Annotated in this window: 20 protein-coding genes, 3 tRNA genes, 1 pseudogene and 1 riboswitch; of the genes and pseudogenes, 7 read left to right on the forward strand and 17 right to left on the reverse strand. The window is 36.1% G+C overall.

The features are described from left to right. Positions 1–97 precede the first annotated feature (97 nt). From ACLBWW_RS25695 to ACLBWW_RS25710, 4 genes are all read right to left on the reverse strand, one after another. On the reverse strand, positions 98–1816 hold the full coding sequence (locus ACLBWW_RS25695) for a DUF3981 domain-containing protein (protein WP_048542966.1): 1719 nt from the start codon (positions 1814–1816) through the stop codon (positions 98–100). A gap of 78 nt (positions 1817–1894) precedes the next feature. Next, positions 1895–2428 (reverse strand): MFS transporter, encoded by a 534-nt coding sequence (locus ACLBWW_RS25700; protein ID WP_048542968.1) that lies wholly within the window; start codon positions 2426–2428, stop codon positions 1895–1897. Beyond that, a complete protein-coding gene (locus tag ACLBWW_RS25705) occupies positions 2425–3861 on the reverse strand; it encodes an FAD-binding oxidoreductase (RefSeq protein ID WP_048542969.1) in 1437 nt (478 codons plus the stop codon). The genes ACLBWW_RS25700 and ACLBWW_RS25705 overlap by 4 nt, the downstream gene beginning before the upstream one ends. Before the next feature lie 124 nt (positions 3862–3985). Then, entirely contained in the window at positions 3986–4750 is a 765-nt protein-coding gene (locus ACLBWW_RS25710; RefSeq protein ID WP_048542971.1) for a DUF6612 family protein, read from the reverse strand. Between the two features lie 154 nt (positions 4751–4904). Between ACLBWW_RS25710 and ACLBWW_RS25715 the strand changes: the two genes are divergently transcribed. From ACLBWW_RS25715 to ACLBWW_RS25730, 4 genes are all read left to right on the forward strand, one after another. Next, on the forward strand, positions 4905–5813 hold the full coding sequence (locus ACLBWW_RS25715; RefSeq protein ID WP_048542973.1) for an NAD(P)-dependent alcohol dehydrogenase: 909 nt from the start codon (positions 4905–4907) through the stop codon (positions 5811–5813). An 80-nt stretch (positions 5814–5893) separates the two neighbouring features. Next, a riboswitch (SAM riboswitch) is annotated at positions 5894–6008 on the forward strand. Between the two features lie 85 nt (positions 6009–6093). Beyond that, positions 6094–6906, forward strand: coding sequence for a MetQ/NlpA family ABC transporter substrate-binding protein (locus ACLBWW_RS25720; RefSeq protein ID WP_098048776.1), 813 nt, complete (start codon positions 6094–6096; stop codon positions 6904–6906). A 12-nt stretch (positions 6907–6918) separates the two neighbouring features. After that, entirely contained in the window at positions 6919–7959 is a 1041-nt protein-coding gene (locus ACLBWW_RS25725) for a methionine ABC transporter ATP-binding protein (RefSeq protein ID WP_098221875.1), read from the forward strand. Next, positions 7934–8602, forward strand: a complete 669-nt coding sequence (locus ACLBWW_RS25730; RefSeq protein ID WP_098123243.1) for a methionine ABC transporter permease — start codon at positions 7934–7936, stop codon at positions 8600–8602. The genes ACLBWW_RS25725 and ACLBWW_RS25730 overlap by 26 nt, the downstream gene beginning before the upstream one ends. A gap of 37 nt (positions 8603–8639) precedes the next feature. Here ACLBWW_RS25730 and ACLBWW_RS25735 read toward each other — a convergent pair whose 3' ends face one another. After that, on the reverse strand, positions 8640–9416 hold the full coding sequence (locus ACLBWW_RS25735) for an SDR family oxidoreductase (RefSeq protein ID WP_048542981.1): 777 nt from the start codon (positions 9414–9416) through the stop codon (positions 8640–8642). Between the two features lie 385 nt (positions 9417–9801). Here ACLBWW_RS25735 and ACLBWW_RS25740 point away from each other — a divergent pair, with 385 nt between their 5' ends. The 3 genes from ACLBWW_RS25740 to ACLBWW_RS25750 all read left to right on the forward strand — a co-directional run bounded on the left by ACLBWW_RS25740 (position 9802) and on the right by ACLBWW_RS25750 (position 11957). Further along, entirely contained in the window at positions 9802–10293 is a 492-nt protein-coding gene (locus tag ACLBWW_RS25740) for an RNA polymerase sigma factor (RefSeq protein ID WP_048542982.1), read from the forward strand. Next, on the forward strand, positions 10293–11210 hold the full coding sequence (locus tag ACLBWW_RS25745) for a sigma factor regulator N-terminal domain-containing protein (RefSeq protein ID WP_048542983.1): 918 nt from the start codon (positions 10293–10295) through the stop codon (positions 11208–11210). The genes ACLBWW_RS25740 and ACLBWW_RS25745 overlap by 1 nt, the downstream gene beginning before the upstream one ends. Before the next feature lie 240 nt (positions 11211–11450). Further along, a complete protein-coding gene (locus ACLBWW_RS25750) occupies positions 11451–11957 on the forward strand; it encodes a DoxX family membrane protein (RefSeq protein ID WP_048542984.1) in 507 nt (168 codons plus the stop codon). A gap of 72 nt (positions 11958–12029) precedes the next feature. Here ACLBWW_RS25750 and ACLBWW_RS25755 read toward each other — a convergent pair whose 3' ends face one another. The 12 genes and pseudogenes from ACLBWW_RS25755 to ACLBWW_RS25810 all read right to left on the reverse strand — a co-directional run bounded on the left by ACLBWW_RS25755 (position 12030) and on the right by ACLBWW_RS25810 (position 23712). Beyond that, positions 12030–12596: a DUF4256 domain-containing protein gene (locus ACLBWW_RS25755; RefSeq protein WP_048542985.1), complete on the reverse strand. Its 567-nt coding sequence runs from the start codon at positions 12594–12596 to the stop codon at positions 12030–12032. Positions 12597–12713: 117 nt separating this feature from the next. Further along, complete coding sequence (locus tag ACLBWW_RS25760) at positions 12714–14678, reverse strand: S9 family peptidase (protein WP_048542986.1); 1965 nt, start codon at positions 14676–14678, stop codon at positions 12714–12716. Between the two features lie 285 nt (positions 14679–14963). Then, entirely contained in the window at positions 14964–16766 is a 1803-nt protein-coding gene (glmS, locus tag ACLBWW_RS25765) for a glutamine--fructose-6-phosphate transaminase (isomerizing) (RefSeq protein ID WP_000334153.1), read from the reverse strand. 12 nt (positions 16767–16778) lie between these two features. Next, a pseudogene (locus ACLBWW_RS25770) lies at positions 16779–16965 on the reverse strand (hypothetical protein). Positions 16966–17251: 286 nt separating this feature from the next. Beyond that, entirely contained in the window at positions 17252–18598 is a 1347-nt protein-coding gene (gene glmM, locus ACLBWW_RS25775; protein ID WP_048542987.1) for a phosphoglucosamine mutase, read from the reverse strand. After that, complete coding sequence (locus ACLBWW_RS25780; RefSeq protein ID WP_048542988.1) at positions 18591–20048, reverse strand: CdaR family protein; 1458 nt, start codon at positions 20046–20048, stop codon at positions 18591–18593. Before ACLBWW_RS25780 ends, glmM begins: the two co-directional genes overlap by 8 nt. Then, positions 20041–20862: a diadenylate cyclase CdaA gene (gene cdaA / locus ACLBWW_RS25785; RefSeq protein ID WP_001115707.1), complete on the reverse strand. Its 822-nt coding sequence runs from the start codon at positions 20860–20862 to the stop codon at positions 20041–20043. The genes ACLBWW_RS25780 and cdaA overlap by 8 nt, the downstream gene beginning before the upstream one ends. 249 nt (positions 20863–21111) lie before the next feature. Next, positions 21112–22005, reverse strand: a complete 894-nt coding sequence (rocF, locus tag ACLBWW_RS25790; protein WP_048542989.1) for an arginase — start codon at positions 22003–22005, stop codon at positions 21112–21114. 209 nt (positions 22006–22214) lie between these two features. Beyond that, positions 22215–23360 carry a glycerate kinase gene (locus ACLBWW_RS25795; protein ID WP_098814321.1) on the reverse strand — a complete coding sequence of 382 codons (1146 nt, stop codon included), beginning with the start codon at positions 23358–23360 and terminating at the stop codon, positions 22215–22217. Positions 23361–23476: 116 nt separating this feature from the next. Next, positions 23477–23549 (reverse strand) — tRNA-Ala (locus ACLBWW_RS25800). A gap of 10 nt (positions 23550–23559) precedes the next feature. Further along, a tRNA-Gly gene (locus tag ACLBWW_RS25805) sits at positions 23560–23631 on the reverse strand. A 5-nt stretch (positions 23632–23636) separates the two neighbouring features. Next, a tRNA-Lys gene (locus tag ACLBWW_RS25810) sits at positions 23637–23712 on the reverse strand. Between the last annotated feature and the right edge of the window lie 13 nt (positions 23713–23725).

The following is a 23725-nucleotide window of genomic DNA, read 5'->3' on the forward strand; positions in this document are numbered from 1 at the left end:
TAAATCGTAACAATTATAGTTACAACATAAACATACGTCAAGTATAGTGCATTTTCCTGTTTCATACCGTAAAAAAAGCGATAGAATTTCTATCGCTTTACTTTTTCAAATTGCTATTTGTAAATTTAGATACGGAAGACATCGCCTCTCCTGTATCTAAATATGTGATTTGAATTGGATCTCCCACTTCTGTAAACATAGCATATGGGAATTTCTTCACCGGTATCATAAATACTTTTTGTTCATTCTCTAACAGTACATACACAATTGTATTTTCACCTGATTTTTCTTTATATACACGTTGTACAACGCCTTCTTTTTGTGCTTCTTTACCATTTGAAGTCGGTCTAAATGAATCTCCACTTCCACTCAGCGCATTTTTATAATTCTCAAGCGCTTCTTTTTGCGTCGAACCTGTTGCAAATATTTTCGCATTAGAAGCATAGATAACTGTATGAGCACGTACTAATCCCCCGTCATCAATAACAGGTACAATCCAAGAAGGTTTACCATACACGTTATAAATAACCGGCATCGTTCCATGCCATTTCTCTCTCTTAAAGGAATTATCCACTACTTCCGAAGCAGCTGAACCATCCATAATTCCCTTCACTTCTTTTCCGTTATAGTAATACAACTTACCTGTACGCGCATCGATAAGCGAGTAACCTAACGCAGAATCTACTCCCTCTTTCGGGGAGGTGAAATCAGTAAAATAATATAACGTTCCATCCTTACCGAATATTGGTGTAACTCCTTCTTTCGTTCCCCACTCAGTCGGAATCTTCATATCCGTTTGCGAGAATTTCGTATTCCAAAATCCGTGAATATATTTACCGAAGTACGTATTTAATGTAGATGCGGTCTCGTGATTTAATACACCATCAACAAATTTAGGCGCTTTTCCTTTATCATATCTTTTCACTTCACCTGTTTGTGCATCTACTACTACAACGCCCTCTACCTCAAATCCAGATCTTCCTGAAATAAATTCACCATACGTCATTGTATAATACGGTTTCCCTTTATCATCCACTTCAAATTTAGGTTTCCCTTTAAAGATTAGATTTGGTTCGGCTTGCCTTACAACACGCTCTAAATTATTCCCGAAGAACATGCTTGGCACATATTTCATTTTATAACCAAGGTGCAGTTTCGCTTCCGCATCAGGATTCGTACCTGACATCGTTACGTACCCTGGAATTGTCTCAGCTTTACGTGCTTTAAAAAAGCCTGAAACTTCAATCGGTGCTACATATAAAGCCTCACCATTTACCATTTGTGGCGTTAATTCCCCTAGCTCAAAATAAGCTACTTTCGGAATATCCCCAAATACTTTTTTCATTTTATTTTCCGCTGTCTTTGGCGGCACTGTAAACGGTTGATCATTTTCAGTAAACGGCTCTGAAATATCTTTCTCGATCTTCACAACAGAATCATATTTTTTTTGCGTGATTACTATATCATGTAAATAACCAAAATAGCCGTAACTTGCGAGTAAAATAAACATTAGAAGTCCTTTTAATGTACCTTCTAATTTCCCTATTTGATCTTGTGAAAATAAAACAAGCCCAATTAAAATTGCTACTGCAACAGAATAATGAGTAAGAATCGAATCTGCTCGATCATCGATTAGCCAAAGATATTCATAGATTGCAATACCTATCCAAAATAATACAGGAATAACTAAAATGGATGATTTCTTACCCTTTACAACCTTCTCATCCCCTTTCTTATCCACTGCTCGAAGTTTACTACCGCTTCTTGTCCATGGAATCAAAAACAAAGTGAGAATAGCTAAAATTAAAAATTTCATCAAAGGCAATGTCCCCTTTTCTTTTATTTTCCCTTTTAGTATAACAAATAAAGGGTATTCAGGTAAAAATGGGGATGATTATATTTTTTTACTACTTAATACAATCCCACTCACTACATATAAGATAGATGCAATATAAAAAATGGTGCCAATCGTAAAGAAATCTACTAAATATCCCGTTGCAATAATTGCTACTGCTCCTCCAATCGATGTCCACACATGATATTTTCCAATCTCATAACCAGCATTTTCTTGCACAACCTTTCGTGCTAACGACGTCTTCTCGGTATTACGCTGCACAGCACCTAAAACTCCCATTACAATTTGGAGAATATAAACATGCCAGACTTCCGTGGCAATCGGGAAACAAAGCATTAATATTGCCATGGACCAAGCATATATAATTAATAATTTTTGATCGCCTACTCGATCAGACATCTTTCCTACTAATGGATATACAAGTGCTGAAGTTAAAGCAAATAAGCCATAAGCCCAGCCAAACTGCGAGAAGCTATTCCCAACATTCCGAAGCAATAGAATGTAAAAAGGAAATATCATACTTCCCGCCATCATGATGATACTTTGCGAAGCCACAAATCTTCTATATGTCATTTCGTATACTCCCTATAAAATAAATTCACAAATCTCTCTTTTGGATCCGCTTCTTTTTTCTTCTGAAGAAATTCTTCTATACGAGGATATGCCCTCTTTAACTGCTCCTTCGTTGGATACGAATAGTACGGTAAATAATAACTACCATTATGTTTTAAAGTAACATCAATCATTTTCTGAATGACATCTTCTGTTTTCTTTATTTCATCCTCTGAGCGTCCTTGGTTAATTAAAAGAACTAGCGCAAACATATCATCTTTCGCATAGGATAAAACTGCATTTTCATTCTTTTCCACATAACGAATCGTAATATTGAGCAAATTAAACTCTTCTTCATTTAATACGTTACGTAAATCATCTATGTATTCCGTGAAGAAATCTATAGGCACAAAGTATTCTTGTAACACTTCTGTTCTATTCGGATTTTCATATTCCATAAAGGCACTATCTGACCTCATAACATTATTTCGCGTCTCATACGCTCCATCTGTACGCTCAAAATAACTTCTTTGTATATCCCAAAATGTATTCTTTCCCCAATCGCTATAACGGGATAATCCGAGTAAAAATTTCGGTGCAGCTATAATAGTTTCCTCTTTTAATTCACTGTACTCTTCCCTCATATTTTGATTTTTCGCCAATGTATAATCTGTCACATACATCTCTTTTAAAAATGAATTGGGGGCAACAGAAATACGGGCTAAGTGCATACGAACATTTTCATCTCTTTTCACTTTATCTTTGAAATAAGATGTGTATTCTTTATAATCTATCATTCTCGTATGCATTTCATATAATTCATCATCAGTTAACTTTAATGTCACATCTAAAATGACACCAAATAACCCGTAACCACCTATGACATATGGAAATAGCTCTGCATTTTCTTCTCTACTTACATTACGTACCGTACCATCTGCCATTAACAATCTGAATGACTCTACTGTATCAATCAATGCTTCATGACGAATATCACGCCCATGTACATTCACACTTAATGAACCACCAACAGTAAAAATATTTTGAGATTGCATTACTTGAACCGCAAGACCATATGGATTGATTTTCTTTTGAATGTCATTCCATGTGACACCGCTTTGCACCCTAATCCTCTTCTCCTCCGGATCAAATTCTAATATTTTATTATATCCCTTCATATCAAGCATCGTGCCGTTCGGATAATACGTCTGTCCTCCTTGGCTATGTTGCATACCTGCAATGGAAATTTTCTCTCCTGAAACTTTTGCATCTTGCACTAATTTTACTAACAAGTGCTCATCCGTAGCACTTTCAACACGTTTTATTTTTGTCGGAAGCAATTTACCGACATCACTCATCATAGGATGATCGAGTTGTTTTTTATACGTATGTACAGACGCCGCTAACAAAACGGTATACGCTACAATGACAACTACTATCTTTCTTTTTTTCAAATGACACTCTCCTTGTTTGAATTTCTTTCACTACATATTGTACATATTTTTCTAAGAAGAAAATATATTAGTAACGAAAAAAGAGAGATACCCTTACTCTTTTAGGCATCTCTCTTCAAATCAATTAATTCGTTACTGGCAACTGTATGGGATCAAATTTTTCATATGATGTATATTTTATATCCGTCATAATTTTTGCTTTCTCCTTACTATTTCTACTCACAACTATATCCAATTTTAATGATTCATATTTAAAATCTTTTGTGATCATATATTCTGCATCTATCTCTTCTACCTTTGCATTTTGTGCTTCTAATGCTTTCTTCTGCGTTTCACCTATACTACCTAAAATACTCTCTGCATCTTTTCCTTTTAACCTGACCTTTAATTTATATTTGTCTCCACTTTTTTCCATCTTCATTTTTTGTACAATTTCTGGTGGGATTTCTACATTCTCTTTCACACTCTTGGCTGCATTCATCCCACTAATATTTAATTTCTCTTCTGGTATAGATATAACTTCACCTGTATTAGGATTCTTCACTTGACCAACAATATTATCATTTACACCATAAATGATAATATCCGTACCCGAAACATTCATTTCAGCACGAGAACTCTTTGTTTTCAGCTCTATTTGTATTTTAGCCTTCATTATACTCAGTTCTTGTCCATCAGCCTTTATGTCCATATCCTGCATCACCGTTACATACTCTTCATTTTTTAAGTTCTCATACGCCTTATTAAAAATATCTTTTGCGGCTAAATCCTTCTCTTTCTTTACTGATGCCGTTTTGGGTTCACCCGTCTTCGATACTTTATCACTACTACACCCTACCCCTAAACCAATTGTAAGTAATAAACTAGAAGCTACTATAATTTTCTTCATAAAAATCCCCCTTTACCAAATAATACCACTTTTTCATCTGTTAAATCTATATGATTTCCAATGTCATTATTTAAATTCAGCTCTAAATAACAACATGTTTGATGAAAGGTTTAAATATGATGTAAATAAAAACAACGAAATTCGGGAGGTTATTATGAAAGCAATGATTTGCACAAAATATGGACCACCTAACGTTCTTCAGCTTCAAAATATAGAGAAACCTACACCTAAAAAGAACGAAGTATTAATTAAAATTCACGCAACAAGTGTATCGACTGGAGATTGTAGAATACGCGGTTTTAATAGTCCCCTCTTATTTTGGATTCCTATGCGGATCATATTAGGTTTCAGAAAACCGAGAAAACCTATACTTGGCGTAGAGTTATCCGGTGAAATCGAAGAAATAGGAACAGATGTAACCCAATTTAAAAAAGGAGATTCTATCTTTGCATTAACAGAACTAAACCTCGGTGGTTATGCCGAGTACACATGCGTACATGAAAGTGGATTAATAACATTAAAACCTACCAATGTGACGTATGAAGAAGCGGCAGTTATTCCTTTTGGTGGAACTTCAGCATTACATTTCCTGAGAAAGGGTTGTATAAAAAAAGGGCAACAAGTGCTCATATATGGTGCCTCAGGATCGGTAGGAACAGCTGCTGTACAACTTGCTAAATATTTCGGTGCAACCGTTACGGGTGTTTGTAGTAATTCAAATTTTGAACTCGTTCAATCTTTAGGAGCTGATAAAGTAATTGATTATACGAAAGAAGATTTTACTAAGAGGCGCGAGCGCTACGATATTATATTTGATGCAGTTGGAAAGTATAAAAAATCCCTTTGTACAAATGCATTAACACCCAATGGAAAATATGTATCTGTTAATGGAATGATGGCAAAGGTAAGTAAAGAGGATATGATTCTACTAAAAGAACTAACTGAAACAGAACATTTAAAACCTGTTATTGATAAAACTTACCGATTAGAAGAAATTGCTGAAGCTCATATGTATGTGGAAAAGGGACATAAGAAAGGTAACGTTTCTATTACCTTAAAATAAAATATATTCAGAAAATAACATTGACAATTCTTTTTGTAAGATTTACTATTAGTACCATATTAAAAAACTACATACACATACTCTTATCAAGAGTGGCGGAGGGACTGGCCCGATGATGCCCGGCAACCGAGCTTATGACGTATAAGCTAAGGTGCTAATTCCTGCAAAACGAGTTTTCGTTTTGGAAGATAAGAGAGGAACCTATTTTATCTATTCGGCACCTCTCTTATTTTTGAGAGGTGCTTTTTATTTTGGAACGTATATGAAGGGGGAACTATAGATGAGAAAAGTATTATTGAGCATTGTAAGTGGAGCGGTATTATTGTTAGGTGCATGTGGTGCTAATTCTGATAAAGAGGTAAAAGCATTAGATGAGAAAAAGATTACTGTCGGTGTAACAGGTGGACCACATGAACAAATTTTTGAAAAGGTAAAAGAAGTGGCAGCGAAAGACGGACTCGAGATTGATGTAAAAGTATTTAATGATTATGTAGCACCGAACGTATCTTTAGATGAAAAAAGCCTCGATGTAAATAGCTATCAAACGAAATCATATTTAGACGTATTTAAAGCGGAACGTAATATGAAATTAACTGAAGTATTTTCAACAGTAACATTCCCTATGGGCGTATATTCTAAAGACATAAAAGATGTAAAAGACTTAAAAGAGGGCGACGCAATCGCTGTACCAAATGATCCAACGAATGAACTTCGAGCTTTAAAGCTATTTGAAAAAGCAGGCGTTTTAAAAGTGGATCCAAAGGCTACAGAAAAAGCGACTGCGAAAGATGTAATTGAAAATCCAAAAAATTTAAAGATTGTTGAATTAGAGGCATCTCAATTACCGACACAACTAAGTGAAGTGAAAGCAGCTGCAATTAATACAAACTTTGCATTAGGTGCAAAATTAAGCCCTGCGAAAGATTCTATTTTCCGTGAAGGAAAAGATTCACCATATGTAAACTGGGTCGTTGTTCGTACTGAAAATAAAGATGATGCTGTTGTAAATAAATTAAAGAAAGCTTATCAATCTAAAGAAGTAAAAGAATTTATCGAGAAAAAATTTGATGGTTCAGTTTTACCATCTTGGTAGGAGCTGACGATAATGATTGAATTAAAAAATGTATCCAAAGTATTTACAACAAAAAAAGGGAATGTAGAAGCTCTTAAACCTACTTCCCTTCAAGTAAAAAAGGGCGAAGTATTTGGAATCATTGGATATAGTGGCGCTGGTAAAAGTACATTAATTCGATGTGTAAATTTATTAGAAAAACCAACGACAGGAAATATCATTGTAAACGGCCAAGACTTAACAACTTTATCAGCAAAAGAACTAGCAAAATCGAGACAAAAAATCGGAATGATTTTTCAAGGATTCAACTTACTTAAAACTGTGACAGTTTATGAAAATATCGCATTACCGTTACGTCTATCTGGTCTTCCCAAAAATGAAATTGAAAAAAGGGTAGAAAAGTATTTACGTATTGTCGATCTTTTTAACCGAAAAGATGCATATCCGAGCGAACTTTCTGGCGGCCAGAAGCAACGTGTTGCCATTGCACGTGCACTATCACATGAACCGGAAGTGTTATTAAGCGACGAAGCAACGAGTGCTTTGGATCCAGAAACAACTGAATCTATTCTCGACCTATTATTAAAGATTAATGAAGAAATCGGGATCACAATTTTATTAATTACACATGAAATGAATGTTATCCAGCGTATATGTGACCGAGTTGCTGTTATGGAACATGGAGCAGTAGTTGAAAGCGGGACTGTGAAGGATATCTTCACAAACCCACAGCATACAACAACAAAGAAATTCGTAAACAGTGCATTTGCAGCTAAAATTCCAGAAGAAGTACAAAAAGAACTTCAAAGAACCGGAGAAATCGTAACACTTTCATTTATAGGAACCTCTTCTGGCGAACCAGCGTTAGCTATCGCTACAAAACGCTTTCAAGTGTATCCGAATATTTTATCCGGTAATATTACGCAGTTAAAACATGAAGCATACGGGAAACTGATTATTCATATGCAAGGTGAAAAAACTGAAGTAGACCGCGCTTTATCATTTTTACAAGAGCAAGGGATCATCGTAGAAGGAGGTAGAACAGACTATGAGAAACAAATCCTTTTTGGATGAATGGGGTAAAGTCATATGGGAAGCAACCATTCAAACATTTCAAATGACATCTATTTCACTATTTATCTCTATCCTTATTGCATTACCACTTGGCGTTACACTTGTTTTAACGCGACCTGGTGGACAGCATGAAAATAAAATTATTTATCCTATTCTTAATACCGTTATTAATATAATTCGCTCTCTTCCATTTATCATTCTATTATTCTTCATTTTACCTTTTACAAAGTTTCTAATGGGAACCTCCATTGGTGTGCAAGGTGTTATCGTACCACTTGTCGTATTCACAGCTCCTTATATTGCACGATTAATGGAGACAGCTTTATTAGAAGTAGATCGTGGTGTTATTGAAGCTTACCAAGCGATGGGCATTTCTACTATAAAAATCATTTGGCACGTTATGGTGAAAGAAGCTCGTCCCTCCCTTGTACTTGGATTAACAATTGCAACGATTGGTTTAATCGGTGCAACAGCAATGGCTGGACTTGTAGGTGCTGGCGGTCTTGGTGATTTAGCATATCGATTCGGACATTTACGCTACGAACCGGAAGTAATGTATGCAACTGTCTTTATTTTAATTATCCTCGTTCAAGGGCTACAATCTTTAGGGAACGGTGTTGCACGAAGATTGAAGAAAGATTAAAAAAGAAGGTATCTCACTAGGGTGAGATACCTTCTTTTTACCTTTTAAATCCACCTTCAGAATGAATAACTTGTCCAGTAATCCATTCTGCTTCTTCACTTACTAAAAACTTAATGAGTCTTGCCGCGTCCCTCGGCTCACCAATTCTACCAAAAGGAAACATCGGCTTTAATCCTTGCTTTATCTCTTCAGTCATCCAGCCTGTACTAGTTGGACCTGGATTAATTGCATTCACTGTTATACCTAGGTGGGCGACTTCAGCTGACAACGAACTCGTAAGGGCATCAATAGCTCCCTTCGTTGTTGCATACGCTAGCTCTCCAACCATAGGCCCTTGAAATTGTCCCGACGTCATATTCACAATTCTACCACCAGATTTCTTATCAAATCCTCGGGCAAATTGACTACTTAACAATGTAGTTGCACGAACATTTACTATGTAGTGCTTATCTAATTCTTCAGCAGTCAAATTAGAGAAGTCATTATTTTTAGAATACGCTGCATTATTAATTAATATATGAGGGTAACCTAGTTGTTCAGTAACTTTATTTATAAGCTCTTTCGGTGCATCATTCTGAGTTAAATCTAACTCCATACTCGATACTTTCACACCGTTTTTTAGTAACTCTTCTTTTAATTGTATTTGTTCACTTTGATCAACGCCCCAAGGCATTTCTTTATCGTACGCTGTCCAATACGTAAAAAATATATCATATCCTGCTCCAGCTAATTCTTTACAAATCGCTGCGCCTATACCATCTAGACGACTTACACCTGTAACAACTGCTATTTTATTTTTTAATTGATTCATCATATACTCCTCCAATTTAAAGGACGCATACTTTATATAAGAGATATGAATTTCCCTACACATTATCCTTACAAAAGGGATGTACAAGCCAAATATGCAGTCCTTGAATGATTTACAGATAACTAAATAAACCCTCACTTATGAGAGAAAAATTTATCTATCTAAATTTCGAATCATCACAAGTTCATCCACATATCGAGTCTTTATCCCCTCTCCATATATCTCCAAATTTTATTTTAGCATTAAAGATTTAATATTTCAAAAATAAAATAACCACTCCTATTTATAAAGTATCCTGTACTATAAACCATAGTTAATAACTAATTTAAGTTTAAGTGTATACATTTACCATTACCTGTTCGTTGTATAAGTGTAGGGAGGAAAAATGATGGGAAAAGAAAATATATTGACCTCCTATCTTATCAATTTAGGAGAGGAAGTGTTCAAACTACTATTAGCGAAAGGAGCTATAAAGGAAGATGCAGAAGACATCATCCAAAATACTTTCTATAAAGTATACACATTGCTAGATGACTTAACCGAGAGTAACATTCGTCCGTGGTTTTTTAGAGTCGCATTAAATGAATACATTGATTTAAAACGAAGAAAAGAACAGCAAAATATCTACTTAACTGAAGAAATTTATTCAAAACTTCAATATACAGACCGAGAATTGGATGCAGTTTTAAATAAAGATGAGATTTTCTATTTATTAAAAGATATAAAACTAGAATACAAAGAAGCCTTCTTTTTAAAATATTACTACGCTTTTACATACGAAGAAATCGCTCTAATACTAGATATTCAAGTAAACAGCGTCAAACAAAAGTTACAGCGTGCACGTAAAGCAATTCACTCAAAAATAGGAGGAACACCTTAATGGATACTTCTTTAAAAGATGCATTAAAAAAGGCTAAAAGAAAACAGTTACTTAAAATCATCATTACCTCTATTATCGTTGTCATGGTGCTTATCCCTATCATTTATAAAGTTGGCAATTACTTTGCAGCGAAAAGCTCTACAAAGCTTCACGAACGACTCTTTTTACATAATGCAATTGCAGAGCCCAATGTCCATATTGATTCTCAAGTTACGAGTAATTCCTCTATGTTTGGTGGCAATATCGTATCTAATCGTTCTAAAAACATTAACGGTTACTTAGTGCGATGGAATACACTGACAAGCTCTTACGACTGGTTTCGTTCTAACATCGATTACAACGAGTTAATACCAGGTTCTTATTGGTCTAGTTCTAGTACCGAGTCTTACAATTATGATAAACAAACGAAAAATAAAGTTGCTACATTTTATAATCCAGCCATCAAGAAATATCATGATGGCGTCAAAAATGAATTAAGTGCAGTTTCAACAATGGATAACTATGTAGCAGAAGTTGCTATCTCTTTCGATAAAGCTTATACATTAAAAGAAATTCAAAAGAAACTACCAGATAACTTAAATATCGTATGGCTATATATGGTCTCACCTATTAAAGATGAAAGCAGAGGTCCTTCCGGTATGCCAGTTTACGGATTTAATCCAGAAAAATCCCCTGAAGAAGCATACAAAAGGTTCTTTGATTCACTTAAACAATTCGATGACGATGGATATGACGAAGATATCCAAAAGTTTTTAAAATCAAACAAGGACAAACCATTCGATCAAGTGAAAATTTTAGGTGTTATGCTAACTGGGAGAACGGAAAACTTTAAGGCATTAGAAAACCAAGACTTTATTCGAGGTGCTTCTGTAGGGGTGACTGCACAAGTTATTCCTTATATAAAGCCAGAGAAGTAATCCGGAATGCCCATATGAACTTAAAGAGCATACATGAACCTGTTTACTACGGGAGCTAGCCGCTACAATAGATAGCTCCTATCCCTGATTTATTGCTTAATTTTCAAAAATAAACTTCACAATATTGTATGTGCAATTTTATAAATAAAAAATCATAAATTTGTTCACATTATATCCATTGTGATTTTTTTCACAATGGATATATAATAAACGTGTAAATACAATATTGGAGGGATTTCAATGGTTATCAATTTTTTAAGAACTGATAAACGTGCTACTTTCATATTATTACTTTTACGGCTTTATATAGGATATACATGGCTCGCTGCTGGGATAGGCAAAGTCTTCGGACAATCTTTTGACGCAAGTGGTTTTCTAAAGGGCGCTATTGCTCAAGCATCAGGTGACCACCCTGCAGTACAAAGTTGGTGGGCAGACTTCCTTCAACACTTTGTTCTTCCAAACGCAGACCTATTTAGCTTTTTAGTTCAATGGGGAGAAATTTTAGTAGGTCTAGGTTTAATTTTAGGCGGATTAACAAAAACTGCTGCATTCTTTGGAATTATAATGAATCTTTCATTTTTACTAAGTGGAACTGTTAGTGTAAACCCAAATCTGCTTATTTTAACTATGTTCATTTTAGTTGCAGGTCATAACGCTGGACGTATTGGATTAGATGGCTATGTTTTCCCTAAACTTTTCCGTAAAAACAACCATGAAACATATAAATTAAGTAAAACTGCGTAGTAACAGTTTACTTTTAAAATATAAATAAGAAAAAGAGCCTAAGTATAGGCTCTTTTCTTACTTACTCCAAATTTAAACTCTTAACGAACCACGGAATCCTCTGGCAGCATAATAGGAATCTGCTCCATTGTGGTACACGAAAACATGTCCGAAGCGATAATCGCAAAATAGAGCACCACCGAGTTCTCGAATATCTGAAGGTGTTTGTACCCAACTTGATGATTTCATGTCAAAATCCCCAAGTTGTTGCAATTCCCGATATTGTTCTTCCGTTAATAGTTCAATGCCCATAGCATTTGCAACATCAATAACGTTATTTTCTGGTTTATGTTTTTTTCTTGATTCTAACGCTTCAAGATCATAACAAAGACTTCTGCGGCCTTTAGGACTCTCCTTTGAACAATCATAGAAAGTATACTCGTCCTTCTCTTCATTATAACCAACAACATCCGGCTCACCGCCAGTTACTTCCATTTCATGAATTGACCACAATTTTTCAGTATTAGTAGCCAGCTTCGCTTCAATCTTAGCCCATTCAAGACCTTCATGGCGGTTCATGTTTTTCTCAAAACGAGCTTGTAATACTTTTAATAGTTCTTCACGTTGTTCTACAGATAACTCATTCTTATTCGCTGTCATATTAGTCCTCCGAATTCCGTTCCCTATAATCATTTAAATCTTCTCAATAATGGTTTGCATACAGTTTACAACAATCTGATACAATTGCACAACGAAAAATCCCTGTGCGGATATCCATTATATAGTACGAAAATCTTTCATACTTTCCTCAAGAATATAGTGTGAAAACCACATCAAGTTCTGCTTCATAATAGCTACATTCATTCCCGGCTGATCAGAACTATATGCCATTCCTTTAAATATAATTAACTCCGTATCAACTTCCATATCTCTTAACCCTTCATATAGCTCATATGCATTTGTAATTGGAATTCTTACATCCTTTTCCCCATGTTGAATTAACGTAGGCGTACAGGCTGATTTAATATATGTCATTGGTGATGTTTTCTTATATATCTCTGGATCATTCCATGGAGTATTTCCTAAATACATGCTAATAAAGTAAGGGATATCTGTATTTACATAATGAGTACTCCAGTTCGTAATTCCTCCCCCAACTGAGATAGCTTTAAATCTATCACTAAATGTAGAACAGAAAGCAGATATATATCCTCCGTTACTCCATCCCATAACTCCTACTCTATCTTTATCTACAATTCCTTTTTCTACTAGTGCATCCACTCCAGATATAACATCATCGTAGTCAGCAAATCCTTGTTTTCTATAGTTTGCTTTTAAAAATTCATTACCATAACCAGAACTTCCTCTATAGTTTGGCTCTAAAACGATAAAGCCTTTTTCGATAAACTGTTCAATCGGATATTTCTCATTAAAACAGTCTGAAAATATCGGAAAGGATGCCCAAGCTGGACCACCATGGATTACTACTAATAAGGGATATTTTTTATTTAAGTCACACTCTACTGGGGTTGATAGAACACCCTCTATTTCAAGACCATCACTACTTTTCCATGAGATGATTTCTCTGTTACTTTTAAGCCTTCCTTCGAAAAAGCTATTTTCATTTGTTACTTTTTTATCATCCAAATAGATTTCAAAGGTTTCATTTGTTATAGCCTTAGTATATGTTATATGATTGCCATCCCTTGTTATAGAGGCATCCATTATAAAACCATCTAACGTTTCGCTTAACATCTCCACAGTGCCATCCTGACACAGCAAGCCAATACGGTAATTCGTTTTATCCTGCCATCTAATTAAAACCCCTTTAGCTGTCCACTGCAATGGCATAACCGTACTATCAAAATCGGTTAAAGGTTGAATCACTTCTCCAGTATTCATATCATATATCTCTAATGTATTATCTTGTATATGATTTCTATAGTAATCCTTCTCTCTTATGCTTGCTGCGTAACATATTTTGTTGCTCTCAGGAGAAAAGCAAACGCTCCCTCCTAACAACTTATCCATATTCATTTTTTGTAGTTCCCCAGCTTCAACATCTAATATATATAGATCATCATTCATATAATCGTTTAAGCTTAGTGTAGCCATACATACAACCTTTTTCCCATCATTTGAAATATCAAAGTTATGTATATAAAAATCCTTACCATCCGTTAGTTGATAAACACCGTTAATCTCGCGTTCCTCTTTATCATTTTGTATCACTTTTTCTAGCTCAATGTAGTATAAACAATTATTTCGATGTTCCTTACCTACATGGTGGAACTCTCCATATAGCTCCTTACGTTTCTTTATTTCCTCACATTCTTTTGACTGTGCAATATAATAAAAACCTTTACCAGTAGGCTCCCATTTGAATGTATTAACTCCCTCCTTCTCGTTCGTAATTTGAACCTCACTACCACCGGCTATGGACTTAACAAAGATTTGATTTGTATTCTCCCCGTCACTACCTGGGCTAAGGTATGCAATAGTCTTAGAATCTGGAGACCATAATGGATGTGTACTATCTATATCCCCATCTGTTAGTGGGTAACTCTGCTCTTTATCCTTTTCATATATCCATACATGATTTCTATACGTATTGTCTTTCCAGTTAGCTGTCTTCTTAACAAACGCTACGTTTTTGCCATCATCACTTATGTTTGCACTTGATAAGGCCGGTAATGAAATAATCTCTTCTATACTTAAATATGTTTTTGCTTTCACTTTCATATAATAAGCCCCCTTGTAATGTCCATGAATCTATCGTCTCTTCTCTTTATAATAAAGAAAATGGTTCAATGATACTTAAAATAGTAACGGAAAATTCAAATAAATAAAAGTGGTTCTATTCCAAATCCGATAAAGTAAAACTTTCATTAGTAGGGTGCTATCCACTTAGCAATTTTAGATGTTCTTTTTCGGCACAAAAATACCCCTTTAGATAAACTATCCAAAGGGGTACAAATTCGTAAATTTATTTAAAATCTACACTATATTTATTAACCTACCAATCTCCTACTCAACAGTAACAGACTTAGCTAAATTACGTGGCTTATCAACGTCACATTCGCGGTGAAGTGCCGCGTAGTATGAGATAAGTTGGAATGGAATAACTGCTACTAGCGGTGCTAGCGCTTCGTGTACAGCTGGTAATACGAAGCTGTCACCTTCCATTTCTAAGCCTTTCATTGAGATGATACATGGGTTAGCTCCGCGTGCTACTACTTCTTTCACGTTACCACGAATTCCAAGGTTTACGTGCTCTTGTGTAGCAAGTGCGATAACTGGTGTACCGTTTTCGATTAAGGCGATTGTACCGTGTTTTAATTCTCCTCCAGCAAATCCTTCTGCTTGGATGTAAGAGATTTCTTTTAGCTTTAACGCACCTTCTAATCCTACGTAGAAGTCTACGCTACGTCCGATGAAGAAACAGTTACGAGTTGTTGCTAAAAATTGTTTTGCTAATGCGTCCATTTCTTCTTTTTGATCACAAAGTTCTATCATTGCATTTGCTACAAGTCCTAATTCGTGTGTTAAATCGAAATCAAGAACTTCGCCTTTTGCTTTAGCAATGTCCGCAGCTAAAATTGAAAGTACTGCAAGTTGTGCTGTGTACGCTTTCGTTGATGCAACTGCGATTTCTGGTCCCGCGTATAACGGAAGTGTGTAATCAGCTTCACGAGAAAGTGTAGAACCAGGTACGTTTGTAATCGTTAATGCTTTATGCCCCATTTCATTTGTTTGCACAAGTACTGCACGGCTATCAGCTGTTTCACCACTTTGTGAAATATAAATGAAGAATGGTCTTTCTGTTAATAATGGCATGTTATAAGAGAATTCACTTGCTACATGCACTTCAACTGGCATTTTTGCAAACTTCTCGATAAATTGTTTTCCAACAAGACCTGCATGATAACTTGTTCCACATGCAATGATGTAAATACGATCGCTATCTAAAATCGCATTGCGGATGTCTGCATTCAGTTCAATCTCGCCATTTTCATCTTGATACTTTTGAATTATATTACGGATTACAAGTGGTTGCTCATCGATTTCTTTAAGCATGAAATGAGGGTATGTTCCTTTTTCAATATCACTTGCGTCTAATTCCGCTGTAAACGGTGCACGTTCAATCGTTTCACCTTGTAAGTTTTTAATTGTAATACTTTCTTTCGTTACGATTACGATTTCTTTATCCATTAACTCAATAAATTGATCTGTAACTTGTAACATCGCCATAGCGTCGCTCGCCACAACATTAAAGTTGTCACCAACACCTACTAATAGCGGGCTTTTGTTTTTAGCAACATAAATCATGTTTGGATTTTCAGCATCAAGTAATCCGATTGCATAAGAGCCATGTAAAAGAGATAGCGTATTACGGAACGCTTCTTCTACACTTAGTCCTGTGCTCACTTGTTGTTCCATAAGCTGTACGATAATCTCTGTATCCGTTTCACTTACGAACGTTACATCTTGTAAATATTCTTTTTTCACTAATTCATAGTTTTCAATTACACCGTTATGAACTAGTGTAAAGCGTTTTGATGTACTTTGATGCGGATGCGCGTTTACTTTGCTTGGAACACCATGTGTAGCCCAGCGTGTGTGACCGATTCCCACGCTTGCTGCTACGTTCTCATCTACGATTTCGCGAAGTTTTGCAATACGACCTTTTTCTTTGTATACAACAACACCGTTCTCTGCTTGTACTGCAATACCTGCTGAATCATATCCACGATATTCTAGCTTTTCTAAACCTTTTAATAAAATTTCCTTTGCATCTTGTTCTCCAATAAATCCTACGATTCCACACATGTTTAGTCGCCGTTACAAATGCTTACATTGCTCTGCGAACATGTAACGACATAGTCCGATACCATTTTTATTTATACTAAAAAAACGGATTACATATTGCTAGCCCTGTAAGCTTGTAACGGCTTTCACCTTCCTCTCGATTGGGTTTAAGTCCGTATATACTTATACAGCTAGTTTGTATCCGTTCCTTTTCTCTCATCACACTTTCACCTTTGTCCACTAAGTCACCTTAATGATTTAAGTAAAAGCTTGCGGTTGTGATGAACAACCGGGAGTCATCCGCCGAAATCTCGATAAACTCCACCTCGTCAACTACACTACTTGTAGTTCTGGCGCTTCTATAATTTACAATATTTCCTTTGAGAAAAAGAACAAGACCATCTTATAACAAACATAGATAAACCGTCAATGAAATTTTTTTCATCGTCTATAAAACATATGAAAAAGGAGCACTTCTTGTGCTCCCTTTTCATAAATTTATTGAATTATTCAGCGCCAACTTCAGCTTTCACAACTTCTACAATACGATGTACATATGCGTCACACACTTCTTGTGTTGGTGCTTCTGCCATTACACGAATAAGTGGCTCTGTTCCAGATGGACGAACAAGAATGCGGCCATCACCGTTCATTTCTTCCTCTACAACACGAATAATATCTTTAATTTTTTCATTTTCTAATGCTAGTTTTTTATCTGTTACACGAACGTTTACTAGTAATTGTGGGAATTTTGTCATCTCACCTGCAAGCTCAGATAATGGTTTTTTCGTCATTTTCATGATGTTCACCAATTGAAGTGCACTTAACATTCCATCACCAGTTGTAATGTAATCAAGTAAGATAATATGACCAGATTGTTCTCCACCTAAGTTGTAACCACCACGCTTCATCTCTTCCATTACGTAACGGTCACCAACTGCTGTTTTATCACTTGTAATACCGTTAGCTTCAAGTGCTTTATAGAAACCTAAGTTACTCATAACTGTTGAAACGACTGTATTATGCTTTAATTGACCAGTTTCTTTCATGTACTTCGCACAAATAAACATAATTTGATCGCCATCAACGATGTTTCCTTTTTCATCTACAGCGATTAGACGGTCACCATCACCATCAAAAGCAAGACCGATATCAGCGCCTTTGTCTTTTACTAATTTAGCTAATACTTCTGGATGTGTAGAACCTACTCCATCGTTAATATTCATGCCGTTTGGTGAAGTTCCCATTGTTGAAATATCAGCCTCTAAATCCGCAAATAAGTATGGAGCTAAAGAAGACGTAGCACCATGCGCACAATCTAAAGCGATATGTAAACCAGAGAAATCTTCCTCTACAGTTTGTTTAATATATTGTAAATATTTTTGGCCGCCTTCAAAATAATCACTCACTTGTCCAAGATTCGTACCTGTTGGACGTGGTAACTCATCAACTTCTTTGTCTAATAAAGCTTCAATTTCTGCTTCTTGCTCATCTGTTAATTTAAAACCGTCTGAACCGAAGAATTTGATTCCATTATCCTGTACTGGATTATGAGATGCAGAAATCATAACACCTGCTTGTGCATCTAGCGCTTTTGTTAAATAAGCAACACCTGGTGTAGAAATAACACCAAGGCGCATTACTTCTGCTCCAGTTGATAATAGACCCGCTACTAAAGCTCCTTCTAACATATGTCCTGATATACGTGTATCACGGCCAATAATTACTTTTGGACGATCTGTATCTTTTGTTAATACATACCCACCAAAACGTCCAATTTTGAACGCTAATTCAGGCGTTAACTCCTGGTTCGCAACCCCGCGTACTCCATCTGTACCAAAATATTTACCCATTATGATTCTCTCCTTTTTCTGGCTCTTTTTGATTATCTACTGTTGGCTCTTGACTAGTTTCTTTATCTTTATTTTGTTCCTGTTCCGTGTCAGGCTTAGGTTCAGGATTTTTTGGTTTTTCAGTTTGATTATCTTGGTTATTATTTGAATCTGGTTTTTCACCGTTACCCTGTACTTCTTTATCTGGATTTTCTTTCTTCACAATTGTGACTTTGGCACTTTTTTGCTTTGGCTCTATTGAAATATTACCAGGACCGCTCACTTGAATAGAAACATCCTTCGTCCCCGGAGATACATTTTGCAGATTAATGGCTGCTGTTATTTGAGCAGCTGTTATTTTATCTACTATACTTGTTTCTCCTGAAATATCAACGCTTATCTTCCCATCTTGCGGTGAAAGTAGCTGGGCCGTAACATCTTTAGAAAGTCCATTTTTTTGAATTGATATACCATCAATCGTTCTTGTTTTCGTTTGTTTTGTTTTTTGCACTCCTACCGAAACCTTCACTTGATTCGGTTTTGCACTTGTTACACCCTTTGGCAATAAAACAGAGGTATCGAATGTTGTAGACTCTGTCAATTGACTAAGATCTACTTCGACCCCCTCTATCGATTGTATATTATCCAAGATATCTTTTGGACCTGCTATCGTTACTTCTCTCGGCTCAATGCTAATATTTGTAACGGCCAATCCTTCTGGTAAACTCCCCTTTTTCGTATACGTTACAGGAACAGTTTTTTCAGTATTATTGGCCGTAGCTTGCGTCGCCACATTCAATGTTACACTAATTTTAGATGGACTCGTTCTTACATTTAAACGTTTTCCTTCTCTATTGTATAATGTAACTTCGGCTGTTTTTGTAACAGTTTTATTAACACCTTTTAAATCAATATACGCCTTAGCAGATGAAATACTTTCAATTTCTTCTTTCGTCCCAACTACCTCAACAGTATCAGGTTTAATGTTTGATTTTTCAAGAGTTGAACCCGCTGGCATTTGATCCTCATTTGATAATTTTAAGTCTACATGAACGTATTTTCTCGCTTTTTCATGTAGAGTAATTTTAATTGTTGATGGCTGAACTGTTCCTTTCACATCATCTGGAAGCCCGTTCGTTTTCAAAGAAACTTCATAAGTTCCTTTTTCGCTATCTCTCAAATCAACTGGTATATCAAATTGTTTTTTCGCTTTTGCTGTAGCAACTGCTGCTTTTGGGCCCTCTAACTTCACCTTAACGCCCTCTGACGGAATACCACTTACAATATATTTCTCTTCATCATACTTAAGGTTAATGGCATAATTAGTTAAGGTTTCTTTCGCATCATTTGCGAAAGGTAGTACCCCCGATGTCGTATTTTTTTCAGTTAAAGTCGCTGACATAAAAAGCATACACGCCAATAGTAATGAGATCCCTTTTAAAAACCAATGATTCTCCATTAACTTATCCATGACGCTTTCTCCTCCAATTCCATAAAGACGAAGAAGTCGTTTTTTCGCTCGCACTAAATTCAGCTAACAACATATCTTTCAGTTGTTCTGTCTTCAAATCACGATGCAACTTACCATTTTTCGTTAAAGAAATTTGGCCAGTTTCTTCCGACACAACTACTGTAATACTATCAGTAACTTCACTAACTCCCATTGCAGCGCGATGCCTAGTTCCTAGTTCCTTAGAGATAAACGGACTTTCCGATAACGGAAGATAACACGCTGCTGCTTTAATGGTACTTCCTTGCATAATGACCGCTCCATCGTGAAGAGGTGTATTAGGAATGAAAATATTAATAAGTAATTCCGATGATACGTGTGCATTTAGCGGAATACCCGTTTCCACATAATCACCCATACCGGTCTCTTTTGACAAAGTAATTAATGCACCAATTCTACGTTTCCCCATATATTCCGTTGCTTTCGCTATCGCTGTTGCAACGATTTCAGGTTCATCATCCTCATGAGTTCCAACACGCGAAAATAAACTCCCGCGTCCTAGCTGCTCAAGTGCTCTTCGCAATTCTGGCTGGAAAATAATAATAACGGCTAAAAATCCCCACGTTAATACTTGCTCAGTTAGCCAATAAAGCGTATGCAATTCAAGGAAAATACTGATCATCCGAACGACAATAATAACTGTAATCCCTTTTAAAAGTTGAACAGCTTTCGTCCCTCGGATTATGAGAATTAACTTATATATAATAAACCATACAACGGCAATATCTAATACCGTACTAAGATATTTCAAAATGGTCGTATCTTCAAAAGGCATGCTAACCCTTCCTCCTACTTACGAGCAATTCTATCCATATATTGAAATATTGTTTTATGCTCTATCTGTATGTATTTCCAACAACTAGTTAATTATACCATACATGAAACAAACGACAATTACAAACAACCCCCCTTTAGTCTAAATTGGCAAGATGTCAAACATTATTATCGTACAGTATAATATAAATCATTATTATACGCTTATTTTCAAATAAAAAAAGCAACTTCTCAGTTGCTTTTCTTACATTTATTTTAGTTTTTCACCGAATAAAGAACCCATTAAAGCAACTGCCGTTGTTGCCGTTCTGTTTCGCTCATCTAAAATGGTATTTACTTCAACAAACTCAGCAGATGTGACAATATCAGCTTCCGCTAACATTTCCATTGCTAAATGGCTTTCACGATAAGATAGGCCACCAATTACAGGCGTTCCAACTCCTGGTGCATCATGAGGATCAAGACCATCTAAATCTAATGATAAATGTACACCATCAGTATGAGATAAATAAGCGATTGTTTCTTCCATAACAGCCGTCATACCCATACGATCAATCTCATGCATCGAGAATACTTTAATACCTTCCTCGCGAATAAAGTCTTTTTCTCCTTCATCTAATGCACGTGCACCGATAATTACAACATTCTCTTTTTTCACCTTTGGATATGCCCCGTATAAATCTACAAGCGTTTGATGTCCATACCCTAAACTTGCTGCAAGTGACATGCCATGAATATTTCCAGATGGTGAAGTTTCTTCTGTATTTAAGTCACCATGTGCATCGTACCAAATAACACCTAAATTTTTATAATGTTTCGCAACACCAGCTAATGTACCAATTGCGATACTATGGTCACCACCTAATACAAGTGGAAAACGTCCCTCTTCTATAATATGATCCACCTTACTTGCTAATTCGTTACATACAGTTGCAACTTGTGTAAGGTTTCTTAAGTTTGTATTTACATCTACTTCTTTTTCTCTCTCTATACATATATCTCCTATATCTTTAACGTCATATCCAATTTCTTTAATTCTTTCAATTACGCCTGCATAACGGATTGCACTCGGCCCCATATCTACCCCGCGACGCATCTGTCCTAAATCCATTGGAACTCCAATAACTGAGATTTCTTTTTTCATAGATAGTATCCCCCTTTTATGCCTTCACTAAATATTTTAAATCTTTTATATAGTCTGACTCAACTCGACATTTTTCTGTATGGATATACAAATTATTCACTTATATTCGCTTTAAAAACGCAATTTCAAGACTATACAATGTATAAAGTTAACTTAATGAAACAACTACCATCATTATTATTAAATAATAATAAAAAACACTCCTACATTTAGAAGTGTTTTTCTGATGCTATTTTCCATACTGCGGCAATATTCTTTGCTGTCATTTCGATATTCTCTTCCGCTACTTTATATGCCTCTTCTAATGTCATAGGACTCGCTGTAATACTAAATACTGCATCGATTCCTTTTTCATGAACAGCTGGATAATTCGGAGATACAGATCCTCCAATAGCAATGACAGGAATACGAAAATGCTTTGCACGCTCCGCAACACCTACAGGTGCCTTTCCATATGCTGTTTGTTCATCTATTCTCCCTTCGCCAGTTATAATTAAATCTGCTCCTTCTATATGCTTATCAAAATTTGTATAGTCTAATACAATTTCAATTCCTCTCCGCAAGTTTCCCTTTAACACTGCAATAACAGCTGCTCCCATTCCTCCTGCGGCTCCTGCGCCAGGTATTTTAGATACGTCGCAAGATAAGTATTGTTTAAGGATATTCGCATAATGCTTTAAATTCTCATCCAGCTCTTTCATCATCTCTGCATTCGCACCCTTTTGCCTCCCAAATACGAAAGATGCTCCCTTTATTCCAACTAACGGATTATCTACATCACATGCTGCTTCTATCTTTATATGCAGTAAGCGTGAATCCATGCATGAAAAATCAATAGCGACAATCGAATGTAACGTTCCTCCAGATGGCTCTATTACTTCCCCTTTTCCATTTATAAACCTGACCCCTAAAGCTGACAACATACCTGCTCCGCCATCATTTGTAGCACTTCCGCCAAGTCCTAAAATAATGTGCTCGGCTCCTTCGTCTAGCGCATGTAGTATAAGCTCTCCGGTTCCTTTAGTCGTTGTAATAAGTGGGTTTCGCTTTTTAACCGGAACATGTTGTAATCCTGATGCTGCTGCCATTTCAACAAACGCTGTCTTTTTATCTTTAGACATACCGTAAAAGGCTTGTACACGTTCTCTAAGCGGTCCTGTCACATGAAGAGGTATCATTCTTCCATCTGTAGCATCCACAAGTGAATCAACCGTTCCTTCACCTCCATCTCCAATTGGTATTTTTACGTACTCTGCTTTAGGAAAAATTGCTCCAAATCCTCTTTCAATAGCTTCACATACTTTTATAGCTTTTAAGCTTTCTTTATATGAATCAGATGCAATAACAACTTTCACAATTATCCCCCATCCTTTACTTTTACATTTTCTTCATTTTAAACGACAAGTATGAAAGTTGTCTTTTTAAATACAAAAAAAGCTTACATCATATGATGTAAGCTTTTTTATTTAGATGGAGCCTAGCGGGATCGAACCGCTGACCTCCTGCGTGCAAGGCAGGCGCTCTCCCAGCTGAGCTAAGGCCCCTTAGTAATAAAGCGGAAGACGGGATTCGAACCCGCGACCCCAACCTTGGCAAGGTTGTATTCTACCACTGAACTACTTCCGCGAAAATGGTGAGCCATGAAGGATTCGAACCTTCGACCCTCTGATTAAAAGTCAGATGCTCTACCAACTGAGCTAATGGCTCGTAAATGGCTGGG

It is taken from the genome of Bacillus sp. M5A3_1b, assembly GCF_053345335.1.